Source organism: [Bacteroides] pectinophilus (assembly GCA_025146925.1).
Classification (GTDB): Bacteria; Bacillota; Clostridia; order Lachnospirales; family Lachnospiraceae; genus Bacteroides_F; species Bacteroides_F pectinophilus.
Genome location: CP102260.1, coordinates 2,192,471 through 2,210,629, shown reverse-complemented (window position 1 = coordinate 2,210,629; position 18,159 = coordinate 2,192,471). Strand labels below are relative to the sequence as shown.

24 protein-coding genes and 1 pseudogene are annotated in these 18,159 nt (G+C 37.8%); 13 read left to right on the top strand and 12 right to left on the bottom strand.

All coding sequences use genetic code 11. The features are described from left to right. Positions 1-132 precede the first annotated feature (132 nt). Positions 133-1,350 carry an IS256 family transposase gene (locus tag NQ488_10415; protein UWN97146.1) on the top strand — a complete coding sequence of 406 codons (1,218 nt, stop codon included), beginning with the start codon at positions 133-135 and terminating at the stop codon, positions 1,348-1,350. A 191-nt stretch (positions 1,351-1,541) separates the two neighbouring features. Here NQ488_10415 and NQ488_10410 read toward each other — a convergent pair whose 3' ends face one another. From NQ488_10410 to NQ488_10385, 6 genes are all read right to left on the bottom strand, one after another. Continuing rightward, positions 1,542-1,751, bottom strand: a complete 210-nt coding sequence (locus NQ488_10410) for a hypothetical protein (GenBank protein UWN94984.1) — start codon at positions 1,749-1,751, stop codon at positions 1,542-1,544. Between the two features lie 39 nt (positions 1,752-1,790). After that, positions 1,791-2,198, bottom strand: a complete 408-nt coding sequence (locus tag NQ488_10405) for a hypothetical protein (protein ID UWN94983.1) — start codon at positions 2,196-2,198, stop codon at positions 1,791-1,793. A 63-nt stretch (positions 2,199-2,261) separates the two neighbouring features. Next, positions 2,262-2,663 (bottom strand): hypothetical protein, encoded by a 402-nt coding sequence (locus NQ488_10400; GenBank protein UWN94982.1) that lies wholly within the window; start codon positions 2,661-2,663, stop codon positions 2,262-2,264. Between the two features lie 47 nt (positions 2,664-2,710). Then, on the bottom strand, positions 2,711-3,361 hold the full coding sequence (locus NQ488_10395) for a sodium ion-translocating decarboxylase subunit beta (protein ID UWN94981.1): 651 nt from the start codon (positions 3,359-3,361) through the stop codon (positions 2,711-2,713). Between the two features lie 175 nt (positions 3,362-3,536). After that, the gene (locus NQ488_10390) at positions 3,537-4,832 is read right to left on the bottom strand and encodes a site-specific integrase (GenBank protein ID UWN94980.1); all 1,296 of its coding nucleotides are present in this window, start codon (positions 4,830-4,832) and stop codon (positions 3,537-3,539) included. Between the two features lie 86 nt (positions 4,833-4,918). Beyond that, positions 4,919-5,548 carry a helix-turn-helix domain-containing protein gene (locus tag NQ488_10385; GenBank protein UWN94979.1) on the bottom strand — a complete coding sequence of 210 codons (630 nt, stop codon included), beginning with the start codon at positions 5,546-5,548 and terminating at the stop codon, positions 4,919-4,921. A 171-nt stretch (positions 5,549-5,719) separates the two neighbouring features. Here NQ488_10385 and NQ488_10380 point away from each other — a divergent pair, with 171 nt between their 5' ends. From NQ488_10380 to NQ488_10345, 8 genes are all read left to right on the top strand, one after another. After that, on the top strand, positions 5,720-5,950 hold the full coding sequence (locus NQ488_10380) for a helix-turn-helix domain-containing protein (protein ID UWN94978.1): 231 nt from the start codon (positions 5,720-5,722) through the stop codon (positions 5,948-5,950). 140 nt (positions 5,951-6,090) lie between these two features. After that, complete coding sequence (locus NQ488_10375; protein ID UWN94977.1) at positions 6,091-6,405, top strand: DUF3847 domain-containing protein; 315 nt, start codon at positions 6,091-6,093, stop codon at positions 6,403-6,405. Positions 6,406-6,733: 328 nt separating this feature from the next. Next, positions 6,734-8,455 carry a MobA/MobL family protein gene (locus NQ488_10370; GenBank protein ID UWN94976.1) on the top strand — a complete coding sequence of 574 codons (1,722 nt, stop codon included), beginning with the start codon at positions 6,734-6,736 and terminating at the stop codon, positions 8,453-8,455. After that, positions 8,394-9,128 carry a DUF6040 family protein gene (locus tag NQ488_10365; protein ID UWN94975.1) on the top strand — a complete coding sequence of 245 codons (735 nt, stop codon included), beginning with the start codon at positions 8,394-8,396 and terminating at the stop codon, positions 9,126-9,128. Before NQ488_10370 ends, NQ488_10365 begins: the two co-directional genes overlap by 62 nt. Positions 9,129-9,191: 63 nt before the next feature. Continuing rightward, on the top strand, positions 9,192-9,536 hold the full coding sequence (locus NQ488_10360; GenBank protein UWN94974.1) for a hypothetical protein: 345 nt from the start codon (positions 9,192-9,194) through the stop codon (positions 9,534-9,536). Between the two features lie 67 nt (positions 9,537-9,603). After that, on the top strand, positions 9,604-10,053 hold the full coding sequence (locus NQ488_10355; protein UWN94973.1) for a hypothetical protein: 450 nt from the start codon (positions 9,604-9,606) through the stop codon (positions 10,051-10,053). Then, a complete protein-coding gene (locus NQ488_10350; protein ID UWN94972.1) occupies positions 10,054-11,994 on the top strand; it encodes a DUF1430 domain-containing protein in 1,941 nt (646 codons plus the stop codon). Then, positions 11,991-12,599 (top strand): ATP-binding cassette domain-containing protein, encoded by a 609-nt coding sequence (locus NQ488_10345; protein UWN94971.1) that lies wholly within the window; start codon positions 11,991-11,993, stop codon positions 12,597-12,599. The genes NQ488_10350 and NQ488_10345 overlap by 4 nt, the downstream gene beginning before the upstream one ends. A gap of 151 nt (positions 12,600-12,750) precedes the next feature. On the opposite strand, the gene NQ488_10340 is transcribed toward NQ488_10345, so the two are convergent. From NQ488_10340 to NQ488_10315, 6 genes are all read right to left on the bottom strand, one after another. Then, a complete protein-coding gene (locus NQ488_10340) occupies positions 12,751-12,987 on the bottom strand; it encodes a DUF6061 family protein (protein ID UWN94970.1) in 237 nt (78 codons plus the stop codon). 290 nt (positions 12,988-13,277) lie between these two features. Further along, the gene (locus tag NQ488_10335) at positions 13,278-13,901 is read right to left on the bottom strand and encodes a class I SAM-dependent methyltransferase (GenBank protein ID UWN94969.1); all 624 of its coding nucleotides are present in this window, start codon (positions 13,899-13,901) and stop codon (positions 13,278-13,280) included. A gap of 70 nt (positions 13,902-13,971) precedes the next feature. Then, positions 13,972-14,583, bottom strand: a complete 612-nt coding sequence (locus tag NQ488_10330) for an N-acetyltransferase (GenBank protein ID UWN94968.1) — start codon at positions 14,581-14,583, stop codon at positions 13,972-13,974. 164 nt (positions 14,584-14,747) lie between these two features. After that, positions 14,748-15,272, bottom strand: coding sequence for a flavodoxin family protein (locus NQ488_10325; GenBank protein UWN94967.1), 525 nt, complete (start codon positions 15,270-15,272; stop codon positions 14,748-14,750). 130 nt (positions 15,273-15,402) lie between these two features. Further along, a complete protein-coding gene (locus tag NQ488_10320) occupies positions 15,403-15,600 on the bottom strand; it encodes a hypothetical protein (GenBank protein UWN94966.1) in 198 nt (65 codons plus the stop codon). A gap of 44 nt (positions 15,601-15,644) precedes the next feature. Continuing rightward, positions 15,645-15,818, bottom strand: coding sequence for a hypothetical protein (locus NQ488_10315; protein ID UWN94965.1), 174 nt, complete (start codon positions 15,816-15,818; stop codon positions 15,645-15,647). 218 nt (positions 15,819-16,036) lie between these two features. Here NQ488_10315 and NQ488_10310 point away from each other — a divergent pair. The 4 genes and pseudogenes from NQ488_10310 to dtd all read left to right on the top strand — a co-directional run bounded on the left by NQ488_10310 (position 16,037) and on the right by dtd (position 18,135). Continuing rightward, positions 16,037-16,297, top strand: a pseudogene (locus tag NQ488_10310) (cysteine-rich VLP domain-containing protein). Positions 16,298-16,488: 191 nt separating this feature from the next. Further along, on the top strand, positions 16,489-17,163 hold the full coding sequence (locus NQ488_10305; GenBank protein UWN94964.1) for a DNA alkylation repair protein: 675 nt from the start codon (positions 16,489-16,491) through the stop codon (positions 17,161-17,163). A gap of 237 nt (positions 17,164-17,400) precedes the next feature. Then, entirely contained in the window at positions 17,401-17,670 is a 270-nt protein-coding gene (locus NQ488_10300; GenBank protein ID UWN97145.1) for a hypothetical protein, read from the top strand. An 18-nt stretch (positions 17,671-17,688) separates the two neighbouring features. Next, complete coding sequence (gene dtd, locus NQ488_10295) at positions 17,689-18,135, top strand: D-aminoacyl-tRNA deacylase (protein ID UWN94963.1); 447 nt, start codon at positions 17,689-17,691, stop codon at positions 18,133-18,135. Positions 18,136-18,159 lie beyond the last annotated feature (24 nt).

The window sequence follows — 18,159 nt, the reverse complement described above, 5'->3', positions numbered from 1 at the left end:
GCCGTTGCCGCCGGAGAGGACAAGGGAGTATCCCAAAGTTTGTGTAAACCTCCAAACTGATGTAAGATAAAATTACTCAGTTTGGAGGTTATTTTTATGGCAAGAAGAAAAGACAGCCCACAAAAAGCAGCAATGAGAGAAATGATGCGTGACTATCTGAAAAATAATGATATCAGCATCAAAGATGGCACTGATGTTAACAGCATCATGCGTGACATGATGTCTGTCATTTTGGAAGGTGCTTTGGATGAAGAACTAGATGAAGAATTAGGATATTCCAAGTATGACTATCGGAACAAAGAAACAGACAATAGTAGAAATGGACATTCCAGCAAAACCATGCACACCAGTTATGGAGATATGGATGTAGCTATACCAAGGGATCGTAACGGTGATTATGAACCACAGCTGATTAAAAAATATCAGAATACCGTAACTCAGGACATGGAAGAAAAAATACTTTCCATGTATGCCAAGGGAATGACAACTGGAGACATTGAATCCCACATGCGTGAATTATACGATATTGATATTTCTGACAGCACAATCAGCCGGATCACAGACAAAATCCTGCCGATTGTAAAAGAATGGCAGGAACGCCCTTTGGAAGAAGTGTATGCTGTAGTATTTATGGATGCAATCCACTATCACGTCCGCAGTGAAGGACGTATTGTAAAACGTGCGGTTTACATTGCCCTTGGTATCGATATGAATGGGAAAAAAGATGTTCTTGGAATGTATGTTGGAGAAAACGAAAGTGCAAAGTTCTGGCTTTCTATCATGAATGGATTAAAAAACAGAGGCGTTGAGGATATCCTGATTGCATGCGTTGATGGTTTAAATGGATTTCCACAGGCAATCGAGGCTGTTTATCCAAAAACAGAGATTCAACAGTGTATCATCCATCAGATTCGTAATTCAACGAAGTTTGTTTCATACAAAGACATCAAAAAACTGATGGCTGATCTGAAGCTTGTATATGCAGCTCCAACGGAAGAAACAGCTTTAAATGAGTTAGAATTGTTCAAGGATAAATGGGATTCCAAGTACCCAAAAATCTATAAATCCTGGCATGATAACTGGGCAACACTGTCCACTTATTTCAAGTATCCAGAAGCTGTAAGACGTTTGATTTATACCACAAATGCCATTGAAGGATTCAACCGTCAGCTTCGGAAAGTGACCAAAAGCAAGACCGTTTTTCCGTCAGATGACAGCCTTTTGAAAATGCTGTATCTGGCAACCATGGATATCACGAAAAAATGGACCGGACACAGGCAGGACTGGGGACAGATCCATTCCCAGCTTGAAATTTATTTTGAAGAACGTCTGGCAGGACGGAACCTGTAAAGCAGTCAATTTTAGGCAGGTTTTATTGACATGCCAAAAAACTACTGTATAATGCAGATATGGGCAGAATCCGGAAAATCGGCTCTGCCCATTTGTAACTATTCACAAATCTTATATCAGTTTTTAACGTTTACACAAAACTTGAAACGGTCTCGAGGACAACGGCATTTGAAGCGGCTCATCCCGTTTAATCAAAGCGGCATCGGAGTCCGGGCAATCACAATGACTGCCAAAACAGCGCCCGCAAACGCTGCTGCGCCGATAACTGCCGCCGTTTTTTTGCTGAGGTTCTTCTTTACTGCCTTGCAGATTAGCATGGCGCAAACCACGCAAACAGCCGCAGCCGCAAGCGCAATAACCAGCGTCTCCCATAACCATAAAAGTTCGTATAATATTCTCATTCGCTCACCATACCTTTCTCTTGCAAACTGGGATTTTTGTTATTCTACGATACCTTCAATATAGCTGTAATCAATATTTCCCTTTGTAACAGAATAGAAAAATGGATCTTTTCTAATTGTATCATCTGAATTGATAATAAAATTATTCCAATCGCCTGCCTCGTTGCCATCAGACAAATAAATAGTAACTTTGAAACTATATCCCATATATCCCAAAGATGGCTTTGACCGCTTTACTTCGACGCCATTCAAATTTTCGACAATATGCTGAATCTGCTCTTTGTAGGTAATATGTGTTGCGTTTCCGCTATTGCCATTGAAAACAACTATTTCTATGACCTCATTAGGGTCTAAGTCCATCAAGTCGAGTGGAATATTAAACCATACAACAATGCCCATCAAAAGAATTATCACAACAGACAGTAATATGATGATTTTCTTTTTCATATCAGCTCAACTCCTTTGTCAATTTCGATTTGAAAAGTGATGATTTTATAAACTATATACCCACTAATCCCATTGTAACTTAATCTTGCCATCTGCTTTTTCAAATTTAAGCATTAGATAATATCTACATTTTTCATCGACAGTCAACATACCGGTTTTTATCTCTGGTGTCAAATCTAATATGGTCTCTTTATTTTTATTTTCTACAATAACATGGATACTTCCTTTTGAGACATCGCCATCCAACTTAAAAGTATATTCACGACTTTCGTTAAATTTTATTACCTTTTTTACATATCCGCTACAAGATGAAAAAGAAACTTCGCATTTATTTTTCCCTCTGAGAGAACCAACAAATAATAAGGCTCGTTTTGCGTTCAAAATCATATATCCGTTGACCCATAAAAAATAAAACAAAACCAACATTGAAATAAATACAATCGCTAATATCATAAATTCACTCATGCCAACACCTCACAAACTTCCGATTTTCCAGCTCATTAAACTTTAAGTTATGAACTCAAGCTCGTTACCAGTGACGAATATCTTTCTGTCTTATTTACAATATCTTCCTCGGTAACACCATAATAACCGTATAAATCTCTGGCTATTTTCTTAAACTTTTTCATTACCGCTTTATTTCCTGAATAAGACATTCCAAATATATTCCAAGTATAATCTATTTCCATTGTAAGAAAATTATCATTAATTTCTATTTTATACAAATGAAAATCCATAGGAATTACACTATCGGGCATTTCAGCAATCATTTCACTCCGAGTCTTTATTTTACTCAAATACTCTTTAACAGATGCTTCATTAAAATAATCTGGTAATGGAATATCCTTCATTTCTCCCAAAAGTTCTGGTTCATGTTGCAAAATCAAACTTTCTTTTAGGCATTTTATTTGTTCAATATATTCTCTATCGACTGAAGCAGTTTCTGTCAATCCGTATTTTTCTTTTGCATACCGCACTGTTTCAGAAAGTGAATGCGGATTTGCCACTATTGTCTTCTCTACTTTTTTTCTCTTATATCTATATATGCTATTTTTAATCCTAAGCTTTAATGGGTGTTTTTTTGAATGTCCAGCTATAAAAACGCTTGTAGGACCATCTGCACCACCTATGATTGAAACCCCATTTTTACTCTTTTGTTCCATTCATCTTTTCCTCACAAATCCAGATTTTTCAGCTATATAAACTGGGATTTATATAATTATTCCTCTAACTTTCCCCATTTTATAGGCTTTCCCGCCTGTCCATTAGTGAAATGATATGTAGTTTCCCTTATTTTTGCCCTTATGAGATAATCACAAGGGAAATAAGGGAAATTTTTTAGTCATTGCCCACCACTTTATCAAGAAGCCGAACTGATTTTCGTTTCGCATCTCTTGTGGAGTGAGCATAGACGTTCATTGTGGTACTGACATCTGAGTGTCCCAACAATTCCTGCACATCTTTTGGGGCAGCTCCATTTGCTAAAAGGTTGCTTGTATAGGTGTGACGTAACTGGTGGAAATGAAAGCCTTCAAATCCCTCTAATGTTTTTGCCACCTTTCTGCAAACAGTCCCCAAAGTAGTTGGAAGTTCCAAACAACCATCCGGTCTTAAACAGACGAAAGAAATTTCTTTATAATCTGTCGGGACTTCCTCTGTTCTGTCTAAACAATAATATTCGTAGTACACTCTGTTTTTCTCTTTGACCTCTTTGTAGTAGTTCGTGTGATAAAGTTCTCCGTACTGCATTCGATTTTTTAACTGCTCTTTCCGGGCATTACGGAAAATCTCTACCAGTGTATCTCCAAAATCAACAACCCTTACTTTTTTCCGCTTGGTTGGTCCGATGATATATTTGCGCTTTGAGCCATCATATCGGATGCTGCGTCTTATGGTAAGGCATTGTTCTTCCAGATTTACGTCCTGCCATGCCAAACCGCAGGCTTCTCCAATACGAAGCCCGGCATAATAGGCTATCTGGATTGGAAGTATTGCGGCTGGGTTCTTTTTTTGCAGATAAGCAAGCAATCTTTCATAATCTTCTCGTGAAATTGGTTGGACATTTCCGTCCATATCCTCATCGGAAAACAAATCCACTTCATCCGTCTGATACCGCAGTTTAATATACTGCATGGGATTGAACGTAATATACTGCTTTGGAAATACTGCAAAACGGAAGGACTGCTGCATGACTGCGGAAAAAGAATGGATATAATCTTTGCTGTAACCCTTTCTCTCTTTTCCGTCGGGATGAACTCCCCCGAAGGAAAGCAAATCGAAGAAGGATTGCAAATGTTCAGAGGTTACATTTTTCAGTTTCCGTTCTGCCAATGGGTGTTTCTTGATATTTCGGATTGTTCCGAGGTAATTCTCCACCGTACCATTGCTGAGCGTACCTGTTTTTAATTCCTCCTCTGCCCACACATCCAAAAGCTGTCCGACTGTGAGATTTTCCGCTTTGGCAACAAATTTCTTTTTCTCATAATCATCCATTGCCTGACGGAGCAGCTTTTCAGTTTCACTTTTGCTTTCTGTTCCAACGCATTCTTTCTGAACAAGATTGCCGCTTGCGTCCTCTACATAGAAGCGGTAGTACCATTTCTTTCCTTTTTTTCTTACAGATCCTTTTGCCATAATCGTATGTCTCCTTTCGATATTAGACAATCGGAACTGATGAAATGCTTCGTGCGTGTAAGTATATCATAACTCCGGTTGTCTTACTATACCGATTCGGAATCTTCGTATAAGACTTCTGATAAAAGATTTGCAAGCCTTTGTTCTGCTGTTTTTGGTTTCTTGGAATAGAGCCTTACAACGTCTGCCATCTCATTAAAAGCATTGATGGTGTGAGTGATTTCCCTTAAGAACATAATCTCATTATATTCATCATTCGATTCAAACCCTATTGTTTTGGCAATATCCGTCTGACCAGCATTCCCCTTGAAGTTTTTGCAGGCGAACTGGAAGGAATCCAAAAACAGACCATATTGTTTTAACATCAGCAGTAATAAATCTTTTGAAAAAGCATCTTCTTCTTTGGTAAGGGCAAGCGGTAACTGTTCCAGAATATCTCCCATCGCATCACGAATCTGTAACTCTCTCTTATCCGTAATGTCGGTTTCATATTCATCTGTTTCCCCTTTGAGCCATTCCACAGATACATGGAGTGCTTCCGAAAGACCTTCCAGCACCATTTTTTTCGTATTGTCAATCGAACCATTCTCATAACGCAGGATTGTAGAAGCGGTAACACCCATCTTTTCTGCGACATAAGGCTGTGTCAGATTCAATTCCAGACGGCGCTGTTTTACTCTGCTGCCTATCAGCTTGCGTAGTTCTTTATCTTTCATGCTGACTGCCTCCTTTTTCGGTATGTATGAATTATAGCATTGTTTTTCTGTAATTGCAATATGCAACTTAAAAATTATTTTTAATATTTCGTAACGCTTGACAAAAAGATATGAAAAGGATATACTTACATCACAAGAATTGCATAATGCAATTTATAAGGAGGTGATTATATGACGCAAAGAAAAATTGCATTATCCATCGAAGAAGCTGCTGACTATACGGGAATCGGCAGAAACACCTTAAGACAGCTTGTAGAATGGAAGAAACTTCCAGTATTAAAGGTTGGTCGCAAAGTCCTGATTAAAACCGATATTCTGGAAATGTTTATGGAAGCGAATGAAGGTCGTGATTTGAGGGATAGAGGAAATGTAAAAGCCGTAACAAGAACTGCGGCAAATTAAAAAGGCGGCTTCCAAAGAAACCGCCAAAGGTTCTATCAGACCGAAGCCATGATATACCTACACGCAAGAAGATTATACCATGTGCTTCTTCTGATACGCAACCGAGAACTTATGTTTGTAAAAGAAAGGGGAATGTAATCATGGCAAAATCAACAAAAAGTTATGAAGAACGAATGCTTGAAATGGAAAAGAAGGAACAGGAAAGCCTTGAAAAAGCAAAACGATATGCAGCACAGAAGAAAGAACTTCTGAAACGAAAGAAAGCCGAAGAAAGTAAAAAACGAACCCATAGGCTCTGTCAGGTTGGCGGTGCGGTGGAATCCGTTCTCGGTGCGCCTATCGAGGAAGAGGACATCCCAAAGCTGATTGGTTTTCTGAAAAAGCAGGAAGCCAATGGGAAATTTTTTTCAAAGGCAATGCAGAAAGAAACACATACCGATATGGAGGAAGTGTAATGGCGGGGGGGGATGAGTTTTTCATTCCCTTCATTGCTTTTTCATGAAGGGCGCACTTATGGACAACCAGAGGTCGTCCCAATAAGTTTGCCACAAGTGGCAACCGGTCTTCGCTCACGCTTGCCGGGCTCGTTCCGTCGGCGGGGCTTTCAGCCAGACCTGCTCATGCCGCAGGAGGCACTCTTCGCCAGAGGGGCGCATTCCATGCAGGCTGCTATGCGCAGGGCACTCTTACGCAGAGGGCGTTCCGGCAATACTGCTTTTTCTAAAACTGAAAGCAATGTTGCCGGAAATCTATGCCGGATGTGCAGAAAGGGGGAATCCAGACATGGCGATTTTTCATTACACAATCAAAATAGTCGGACGAAGTAAAGGGAAATCTGTTATCTCCGCTTCCGCATATCTCAATGGGGATGTGATGAAAAACGAGGAAACCGGGCGAATCAGTTATTACACTTCTAAAAAAGAAGTGGTCTACACCAGTCTGATGATGTGCGAAAACGCACCTCCTGAATGGCAGATAGTACCAGAAGAAAATATAAAACGCTTTCAAAAATCTGTCCGATACAAAAGGTCAGAAGATAAAGAAGCTGCTTTAGAAAAATTTAAAATCACATTTCAGAAACAACGGTTATGGAATGAGGTATTGAAGATTGAAAAAAGTGCAGATGCCCAACTTGGCAGGTCATTTGAATTTGCCCTCCCCAAAGAATGGAGCAGACAGGAACAGATTCAATATACAGCCGACTATATCAAAAAAACATTTGTGGATAAGGGAATGTGTGCTGATTGGAGTATCCACGACAAAGGGGATGGCAATCCTCATGTCCATCTGCTTCTGACAATGCGCCCTTTTAACCCGGATCATTCTTGGGGGAAGAAAGAAGTCAAAGATTGGGATTTTGTCAGAGATAAAAGCGGAAATATCGTGATTGATGAATCCCATCCGAACTGGTGGCAGGATAAGAAAAACCCTGACCGTCATGGAATCCGTATCCCTGTATTAGATGAAAACGGAATCCAGAAGATTGGTGCAAGAAACCGCCTGCAATGGAAACGGGTACTGACCGATGCTACGGGATGGAACAATCCAAAAAACTGTGAACTGTGGCGGAGCGAGTGGGCAAAGGTGTGTAATGAACATCTGCCTTTGCATAATCAGGTCGATCACCGTTCTTACGAAAAGCAGGGAAAACTCCAGATTCCTACCATCCATGAAGGTGCTGACGCAAGAAAGATTGAACAAAAGTTTCTTGCCGGGCAGGAAATAAAAGGTTCGTGGAAAGTAGCGGAAAATCAAATCATAAAACAACAAAACACGTTATTGCAAAAGATACTGGACACCTTTGGGAAAGTATCAGGTGCATTATCATTATGGAAGGAGCGATTAAATGACATTAGAAGAAAGCCGGGAAATTATACCCTTAATGGAGTCCATGATTGGGCAAATCGAAGAACAGCAGACCTTAATGGCAGAAATGCTTCTGGAAATGCAGAACCGGGACACCCAACTCTCTCTTATGCAGGAACAGAATCAGAAATTGCAAAAATTAAACAGCGAGTTATCCGAGCTGCTCAACATTTTGCCAAATACCGAGGAACTACTTTCCAAGATGGAAGAACAGAAAACGAAGATAGAACTTTTGGAAAACGAAAATCAGCAATGGCAGATATTGGCACAGAAGCTGAACAGCGAAAACAGTTTATTACTGAAACAGAACACCGAATTGCTGAACTGGAACAGCAGGTAGAGAAAGGACGTGATATAGATGAACGAATCCAGAGAATTAAAGAACGCCGAACAGTTGGAAGAACTTCTGCTCTTGACCGAGGAGATACAAGAAGAGTTGGAACAGAAAGACCAGCTTATCGTGGAACTGAAGACGCAGCTCAACGAATCTCTGACCTTGAACGAGAAATTAAACAAAGAGAACAGAGCCGGGAATATTCAAGCATTAAAGAACGACTTGAAGCTGGCAGACAGAGCATTGCGGAGCGAGAAAGAGAAGCTGCGAAGCGCAAACGTCACGATAGAGGAATGTCAAGATAAAATACGATGCTTAACACAACAACGGGATTATGCCCGGACACATCAGAAAATCGTAGAGATACCGGTAGAAAAGCCGGTACTCTATAAAAAATGCGAAGCCTGTGACCGGACAGCCTATCAGAATGCAAAAGCAAGATACGAAACACAAAAAGAGCAACTTGCAGGACAATATAAAGCAAAAACGGTAATGTTCCAAACAACCTTGTTCCTTCTTGCATGGTATTCGCTGACAACCACTCTTTTTCAGGCAGTACAGTCAGATGTGTTCCTTTCCGATTGCAAATCATTCTTCCATGATGCAGCATCATTCATACAAACTTTTATCGGTTGGACGATTGATGCCGGGCAATCTGTGGCACAAATCAGCACAAAAATTCCAAATGAGATTATAGCCGGAATCATATATTGGTTATTGATGATATTGGTTGTTGGAATATGTGTGGCAGGGACAGGGATACTGGCAATACTGATAGAAATAAAGGTTATAGAATTATATAAGAAAAACTGTTGGGATGTTATTACCCTACTGATGATACTGACAAGTGCGGCTGTCATCATTTATTTTGGAGAAGTAATTAAAAAAGCATTATCAATAAATCTGTTGTTCTTTTGGTTAATTTTACAAGGAATATATCTTACAATTCGACGCTATATAAGTCAAGATACTGATTGACTAGATACAAAATATTTGATAAAATATAAATAGAAATACAGCAGATCATAGGAGGTAAAACTTATGAGAGCAAAGAAAGTGATTGTAGGGGTAGCTATTAGTGCAATGTTAATTTCTTCATCAATTCCAGTAATGGCATTTTCTGTTACAAACGGGAATAAGACATTTGATAAAAAGTGGGAATTGAGCACTACATCTGATGGCGGAAAAGGTGTTTTGACTTATGGTTATAATACTCTTGCTATTAATGAAGATTATGCACACGCATATCATTCAACTAAAGATCATTACGCATATGTCAAGAATGGAAATGGTTCTTTTTCGGGTTCAAATGTTGGTAAAGGTAATTGGTCTAAAATTGAGGTTGCTCATAAAGGAAATAGTATTACCTACGGTAATAGCTACTAAACAAAGGTTCGGGATAATGGCTGAGTGGTTGGAATTCCAACCACTCTTTTTTGTGGAGTGTATATAAATGAAGAAAAAAATAAAATATATAGGAATTGTTTTGGTTATTTTGTTCTGTTGCTATAATTTATTTTGGTACTTCGGGAGTTATAAACCATATAACGAATTTCAGAAAGACTTCCCTGAAATAGAAGAATCTGGAGTAAAAATTTACACAGATAAAGATGGATTCCAGTATAGTGTGTCTGTCCCTGATTATTTGCTTTGGAATGGAAATCTTGCGATAGCTGAGTCAGATGTTCGATATGCACTAATTATTTGGATAAAACCATTTCACCAAGGAATAAGTCAAGGCGTGCTATTTAATGACTATAAGGATTTGAATACTCAAATTATGTTGTCAAGTAGCAAAAAAGCTGAAGATCAAGAAGATCAATGGATTGTTGATGAAAATAGCACAATATTGACTACGATATTTGAAAAAGCAAATAAAGTATGGAATCTGGGGTTGAAATAAATGAAAGCAATTAAAAACTTATGTTTGTTTTGTTTCCTGATTTTTGGAATACTTATGCAATCTGAAATATTTCAAGATCAGCTTTGGAACTTTTCTACAGCATATTTTACGTCATCACGCTATGAAGTTGCTAGTGAAGATATGTCGCAGTTTCTGAAAGATGTATCAGAAACTGCAACGGAGAATGATGTACATATTTTTTCTCAGTACAATGAAATCAATAATAAATACCTTTCAACACTTCATATTTATGGCGATGATAAAGTAATCAGACAAACATTAAAAAATACTGCAAACATAGAAGAATCAGAATATACCGCTTTAGTTTCCGGAATTACGAAAGTAAAATTTCATAATCTCTCAGAATTGCAAAGTACCTCTGTGGGTTATGAAAACTTTATCTCATACATAGGAAATGAGGACAATATTATCTCTACATATCAGAAATTATCAGAAAAATATAGCTTAACTTATCCAGAATATTGGAATTCTACGGAAAAGGACATGATTTTTATTATATGGGGTATGATTATTGCATTGATGATTGTTCTAAATGTAATTGAAGTGGTTAGGCGAAAAAAAGAGGTTGTTGTACGAGTTTCCTTAGGAGAAAGTGCTGGTTTCATAGCATTTAAGGCTGCTTTATTCGATGTAACTTTTGACATTGCATTATTTATTGTTGCAAAAATATTGCTGTCAAATTATATATCGGGAGCATATGAGAATAGACTCGTCACAATTTTATATTCCATTGGAATTATTCTTTCCACTATTCCATATTGTTCTTTTTGCTTTTTTGATATTAGAAAGGCATTCGCAAATGCAACACACAAAAGAGGAGTGGATTTTTTAATTTATTCGTTAAAATTTATAGCAGGGGTAGCCGCTGTTTTTACAATTACCACTAATATTAGTAGTATTCATAATAACCTATTTACAAATGAACATTTGTTAGAAGAATATTATGATGCAAATTATTTTACCGTAAAGACTACTGATTTTAATGCTGAAAAAGAAGAAGCTTTTTGGAATAAACTATACAAGAATGAATATAACACATTAAAGCCTGTAATATGCTTGAATATTTTAAATGATAAAAATGATGTGATATATGTAAATAATCATGCAAAAGATATGTTACAAGGTTTTACGAAGCAGATAAATGCAGTAGAGAATGAATCTTCTGATTTGATTATTTTCATTCCAAAGAATAGATATTTTGCTAAAAACAAGCAATTAGCCTATGACTCCTTGAGCCATGTTTTAAATCATGATAATTTACAACAATTAAATATTCAGTACATAGAGTATAGCGAAACAGAATACTTTTCCTATTTAGATACAAGTAGAATAAATGGTATCGAAAAAAGCAAAAATCCGATAATTATTTATCAGGCAAACAAAGATTTAGCAGTCAATGGTGGGTATCTTGAAAGCTATAAAGCAGGAGCAGTTTTATTTCAATGTGATGAAAAACAGCTAAGAAATATCAGCAAAAAGTATGAAGATATGCTTGGAAATTATCAGCTAGTAATTACAAACGTACATGAACAGTATTTATATAATCACACATTTTTAATAAAACTCGTGGGATTTTTAAGTTCTCTTTGTACGATTGTATTGCTTTTAAATATTATGATTATTGTTACAGTAAGTAGACTAGAGTTCCGAGAAAATGCAATGAAAATTTCCTTGATGAAAATCTTTGGATATAGTTTATTTGAACGGCACAAAACACTTCTTAAAATGATTGTAGTGGAAAATTTTGTGATATTAGTAGGTATGCTTATCTATTCTTTATTATCGGTACAGACTGAAGTAGGAATTAGCATTCTTGTTAGTTCATTTATGGCACTAATAGAATTTACAATTATTTTCTTTAATATCACAATTGTTGAAAAAACAAACATACCGAAATCATTAAAAGGAGGTTGCTTATGATAACAATTGAAAATCTATGCAAAGCATATAATGATAAAATTTTGTTCAAAAATTTTCATTTGGAAATTCCAGATAGCCGTTTTTTGGTAATTAGTGGCGAAAGTGGATGCGGAAAAAGTACTTTACTTAATATGATTGGAGGTATTGAAACTCCTGACAAAGGTTCTATTATTGTGAATGGTTTTGATGTGGCAAAAAAAGGAAAAAAGCAGAAATATTTCAAAGAAGTTGTTGGATTTTTATTTCAAAATTTTGCCCTTTTGGAAAACAAAACAGTAAAAGAAAATCTAGAAATAATAAAAAAATCAGGTAGAACGGATATTTCAATAAATGAAGCTCTTGAAAAAGTTGGTTTACAGAAAGTAATTAACAAAAAAGTCTATCAATTATCTGGTGGCGAACAGCAGAGAGTTGCGTTAGCTCGTTTAATGCTAAAGAAATGTTCGATTGTATTAGCAGACGAACCAACTGGTTCCTTAGACAAAAAAAATAGTGAGATTGTTATGAATATATTGCATGAGTTAAGTGAACAGGGAAAAACAGTTATTGTTGTAACTCATAGTGAAGAAATTGTAGCACAAGAAAAGCATGTTCTATATTTATAATTACCCATAATAGAAGAATATGTTCTTTCGGGAGACACCTCCTCTAAGAACATATTCTTTTGGTTAAAATTGATTATAAAGATACTTTTATTTCAGTATATTCGCTATATTGATGGGATATATATTTGCATATTATTTATATGGATAAGGATTATAACTCTAGTGAGTCTTCTGCATCTACCCACATCTGTAAATTACCCTCAAGATATAATCTTGCATATTCCAAAGGCTCATCCACAGCCAATGAAGTAAGCGCACATTCTGATCCGTATGTGGTTTTTAGATTTTTTTCAGCTTTCCAGCAATCAATGCGAAGCATATATCCGGCACTTGTGTAAACATCAATACTATCGTGATTTATGTTGTATTCTGCATAAATTGTTCTCATCGTATCTTATCTCCATTTTCTTTTAATAATCAGTTATAGAGTTAAATATCGAAAACATTTCAATCAGTTCACCATGTCGTTATTGTTATACTGTGTTATGAAATTTTCTTTCCCTTATTTTTTCCCATATTAAGGTTCATGAAAACCAATGTGAGAATATAACACAAGGGAAAGAGTAAGGGAAAGCTCACTTGCTACAAACTTAGTATTTTCAAGGGTTTGCGAAGAATTTGATAATTAAATATAACAGTTATTAAATTTCCTAAAATATGTGAAATATCAACTGGGATTTAATAATTAGTTTTTTTCGCAATCAAGACTCCAACAGGAGCTAAACCGCCATCCACCAAATTCACTTTGACGACTGTAAAGCCATAATCCGTAATAAACTCACAAAAATTTTCCTTGTTCCATTCTTTGTATGCTTTAAATCCTGTAATAGACATCAATCGCTTTCGTAAACCACTTGATTTTTTCTCTGCCCATAAGAAGGTTGGTGCGTACAAAATACCATCTTTTTTTAATACTCTACGAATTCCCTGCATTGCTTTTTCAGGCTCTGGCATAATGTGCAGTGCATTTGAAATTACTACACAATCAAAATTTTCATTCTCATATGAAAGTGCCGTTGCATCGGCTACGCAAAAACTAAGTTTTTCTGTTGTACCTCTCCTTTTCGCTTGCTTAATCATATTTTCCGAAAAATCGGTTGCCGTCCAGCTATTAGTACAATCAGACAATGGGAAAGATAGCTGCCCTGTTCCACAAGCTAATTCTAATACATTCATATCAGATTTGAGATAATCTCTAATATATCCGCAGATTGCATTATAAAATTTCTTATCTGACTCCATCAAAGGTGCATATATTTTTGCAAGTCGTTGCCAATAACCCTTGTTTGCCCTGTCTTTCATATCAAAATCTCCATTTTATTCAATAATACAACTTCCAGTTTCATTAGACAGTGTATGATTTTTAATTTCATTAGACCGTGGAATCAGGATATTTGATCAGTTCGTATAATTTACTGCCGTTTTTGCAGGTACGGACGCCTGCCAGTTCCATGCCAAGGTGTCTGTATTTATCACTTTTCAGTTTGGCATCGGTATCCAGTACGACCGGGAGTCCCAGTCTGTTGCCCTCGGCAAACGCAAGCTCCAGCGCTTTCCTCATATAGCCTTGCCCCTGGTATTCTTCCCGCACACATACCAATCCGACAAACAGGTATTTTTGTTTTTTCTTTTTCAGTTTCTTTTCAATGGAAGATGATCCACCGCTTCCGAGAATGCTGAGCATCCGTACCACTTCACCAAAGGATGATCCTGCAAACATCCCTTTTATCAGCTTTTGACCTGCCTTCAGTCCCACTTTTTCATCACAGCGCTTATAGGCAATAAATGCTTCCTGCTGCGGACCGGTTGTATAAAGCATACCTGCCTGCAGTACCATTTCCACATAGCCGTTGATATAACTGACGACTGCGTCTTTGCTGCTGTATGCGGAAACAAGCCCCTTCTCGCCCTGTGCATATTCATAATAACCGAATGCATGCCCAATCGCATTGATATCTTTTTCTGATAATGTTTCAACCTTCATGATTTCCCTCTCACATCTTTTTCATATATCGTTACTCTATAGTGGCTCAGTTTCAAGACAAAAATCTAAGATTTTTATAATGAACTGATATTGTGGATAAGTTACAAGGGAACATGGGGAGGATAGTGGAATTGAATTTAACAAATTGGAATTTGGAACGTGCTTTATAAATTTTTTCCGATCCCCTCAAGTTCGTTCATGGAATCCTTGTTTTTTTCAAGTTCATCTCTGGCTGTTGCGTAATATGATTTTTTGAAAAGCATATCCCATGAAAGATATTTTGCCATACAGTCAAACTGCTTATCAATCAGCTCATACTGGATACTGTCTACGGGAGAACCGCCTACAACAATCGTGCCAACTTTTTTATTTTTTAACTGCAATCCACGGCAGTAGCACTTATCAATGATAAGTTTCAATTGTGCTGACATTCCCCACCAATAAACTGGTGTAGCAAAAAGAATCATATCTGCGGCAGCAATTTTATCAATTGTAGGATTTGTATCATCCTTATCGACGCATCCCTTAGAGCATTGACAGACACCACATCCCTTGCATGGTGCAATGTTGAGTTTGTCAGGTTCAATGATTTCAATTTCATTCTTTTCTGATGCTCCTTTTATAAATGCATTGATTGCTGTCAGCGTGTTTCCTTTTCTGGCACTTCCATTAATGATTACAATTTTCATGCGTGTATCCTCCAACTTTCGATTTATCACTCGAACTTTTTGTTTATATAGTTATCCACTGCACCTTGCACAAAATAGTAGATAAGTAATCATATCCGTATCTGTCCTCATTTGCTTGCAAATCGGATGTTTACAAAATCAAATCCTTTGGATTATCAGCTTTCAGCTCAACATATCCGCATTTTGTGCATACAAAGCATGAAACCGTACTTATATGCTCTGTTTCAAAAACTCCTTTCTTTTTATTGGTTAAGCGAACACTCATTCCGCTTACATCCCCACATAATTTTGCTGTTATCATTTCACAGCTACACTTCATACATTTCATATTTTTTTCTCCAATAACTTATTGCTATACAGTCAAATAGGGAGTTATCTTTCTTTTCGCTTGTCCTGCTCTAATGCAATAAATCCAGCGGTAACAGCTAGGGCAAGCATAATATCATGTTCGCCTAATGGGTCTGTTACTATGGAATAAATCAAAAACACCGCACAAACCAGCAATACTGCCAATATAATCCCACGAACAATTTTTCTTTTTTCCATCGCATAACGCTCCTTTACAACCGCCGATTTGTTGTTCCGTCATTTTTATTTTACCACAATTCCGAGAGCGTGGAAATAGAGAGATTTCAGGCTGATTTCCGACTTTATGGACATATGGCACAGGCAATCAAAAAAGTATACACTTGAGATAGTTCATCGGTGAACAGCACCTTGAAAATCGAATGACCGTCCGAAAAGGAATAACCCGGCATGGGAAGCAGCGCAAACAGGCAAAAGCCCTGATCCGCCGGGAGTGCTGTTGCTGTGAGGACGGCAACTGCATTGTCCTTGACGATGGGGACACCTGCGCCTGCCCGCAGACGGCTTCTTTCTCGGTCTGCGGCGGCGTATTCGTCCCCAAATCCAACCGGGCAAAATACTGCCCCGGCTGTGTCGCCAGAGTTCACAGGCGACAGAAAACAGAAAGTGAACGGATGATGTTAGGCTGGATAAGCGACTGGATAAAGAGAAACATTTAAATCTGGAATACAAAGGGCAGTTATATAAATGGAAGCATTGGAACGAATAAAAAGTATATTTCAAATTGACATGTATTATACAAAGAACTACAATTGGGGAAAGTCTGGATGGGTCGATGAGGAGATAGTGTAAAAATCAGTTTGATATCTGGTTTTACACGGCTATTTGTGCCTGCGGAATGGAGATTTTTATGACACACTTACAGGAAGAATTGTTTGAGCTACAGGACACGGCGTACAGGGATTTCCACAGCAGCCTTATGCCGGGAATTGATAAATCGGATATTATAGGAATTAGAACGCCGGTTTTAAGGACATTTGCAAAGAAATTCGCTAAGACGGAGGAAGCAGCCCGGTTTATGGATGAACTTCCGCATAAATATTATGAAGAGAATAATCTTCAGATGATGCTGATTGGGCAGATTAAGGACTATGATAAATGTATCTTTGAACTTGAAAAGTTCCTTCCGTATGTTGATAATTGGGCTACCTGTGATTTTCCGGTTCCAAAATGCTTTAATAAAAATAAGAAAGATGTTCTTTTGAGGGCAAAGAAGTGGATTGCTTCAGATGCAGCGTACGTTAAGAGATACGGGATTGGCGTCATGATGCGTCTGTTTCTTGATGAAGATTTTAAGGAAGAGTACTTGCAGATTGTCGCAGATGTAAAGTCTGAGGAGTACTATGTTAATATGATGATTGCGTGGTACATGGCGACAGCACTTGCAAAGCAGTGGAATGCGGCAATTCCTTATATACAGGAACGGAGGCTTCCTGAATGGGTACATAAAAAGACGATACAGAAGGCGGTAGAGAGCTATCGCATTACACCGGAGCAGAAGGAGTATCTGAAGGGGTTCAGATAATATATACATTTCTAATGCGGATTATCCAGAAGCCATTTCCATGCAGGTACAACTTCTACATTGATGCCATCGCAGTCAAGGATGGCTTAGGCTTTAATGCACCTCCACATAAGATAATTATGTAATGATATTGTTCTATACACAAGACAAAAATACAAATGTATAATATAATGAAATCGGCAGATGTTAATGCTGATTAATAACGCATTAATAATGTATGGAGGCTCGGGAATCAATATGTATTATGTACCTGACGGAACAAAAGAATGTGGATATTATGAGTGTAAGCAATGTGGCAAGAGGTTTCTTTCACTTCAGACAATTAGTAAGATTCCATGCCCTGACTGTGAGGCGGAAGTGGATTACGAGATAGGACCGGATGAGTCACTTGAAGATATAACTGATACGGCGCAGCTTATTGAAAAGATTGAGGGAGAGGAAGAGGTTGCAAAGATGGATTCACTCCTCAGTCTTGCGATTACAGGCGGAGATTACGAGTGGATATAGGAATAATGGTGATTGATTATGAGACTTGTTATACAGCGTGTTAACCATGCATCGGTTAAGGTGGATGGCAGTGTTGTGGGAAGTATCGGTAAAGGACTCCTGATACTGCTTGGTATTGCTGACGGAGATACAAAAGAAATGGCAGACAGATACATAAAGAAGCTGTCGGGATTAAGAATATTTGAAGATGAGAATGGCAAGACTAACCTTTCACTCACGGATGTTGGCGGTGAAGTTATGGTTGTGTCGCAGTTTACACTGTATGCAGACTGCCGCAAGGGCAACAGGCCAAGCTTTGTAAAAGCGGGAGCGCCTGATTTTGCCAATGAAATGTATGAATATTTTAAAAAGGGCTGTGCGGATACATTTGGAAGCGTCCAATGCGGAGTATTCGGAGCTGATATGAAGGTTGAGCTTGAAAATGACGGCCCGTTTACGGTACTGTGGGACAGTGACTGGTGGTAGTGAATGTGTGCCTGCCGGAATGGA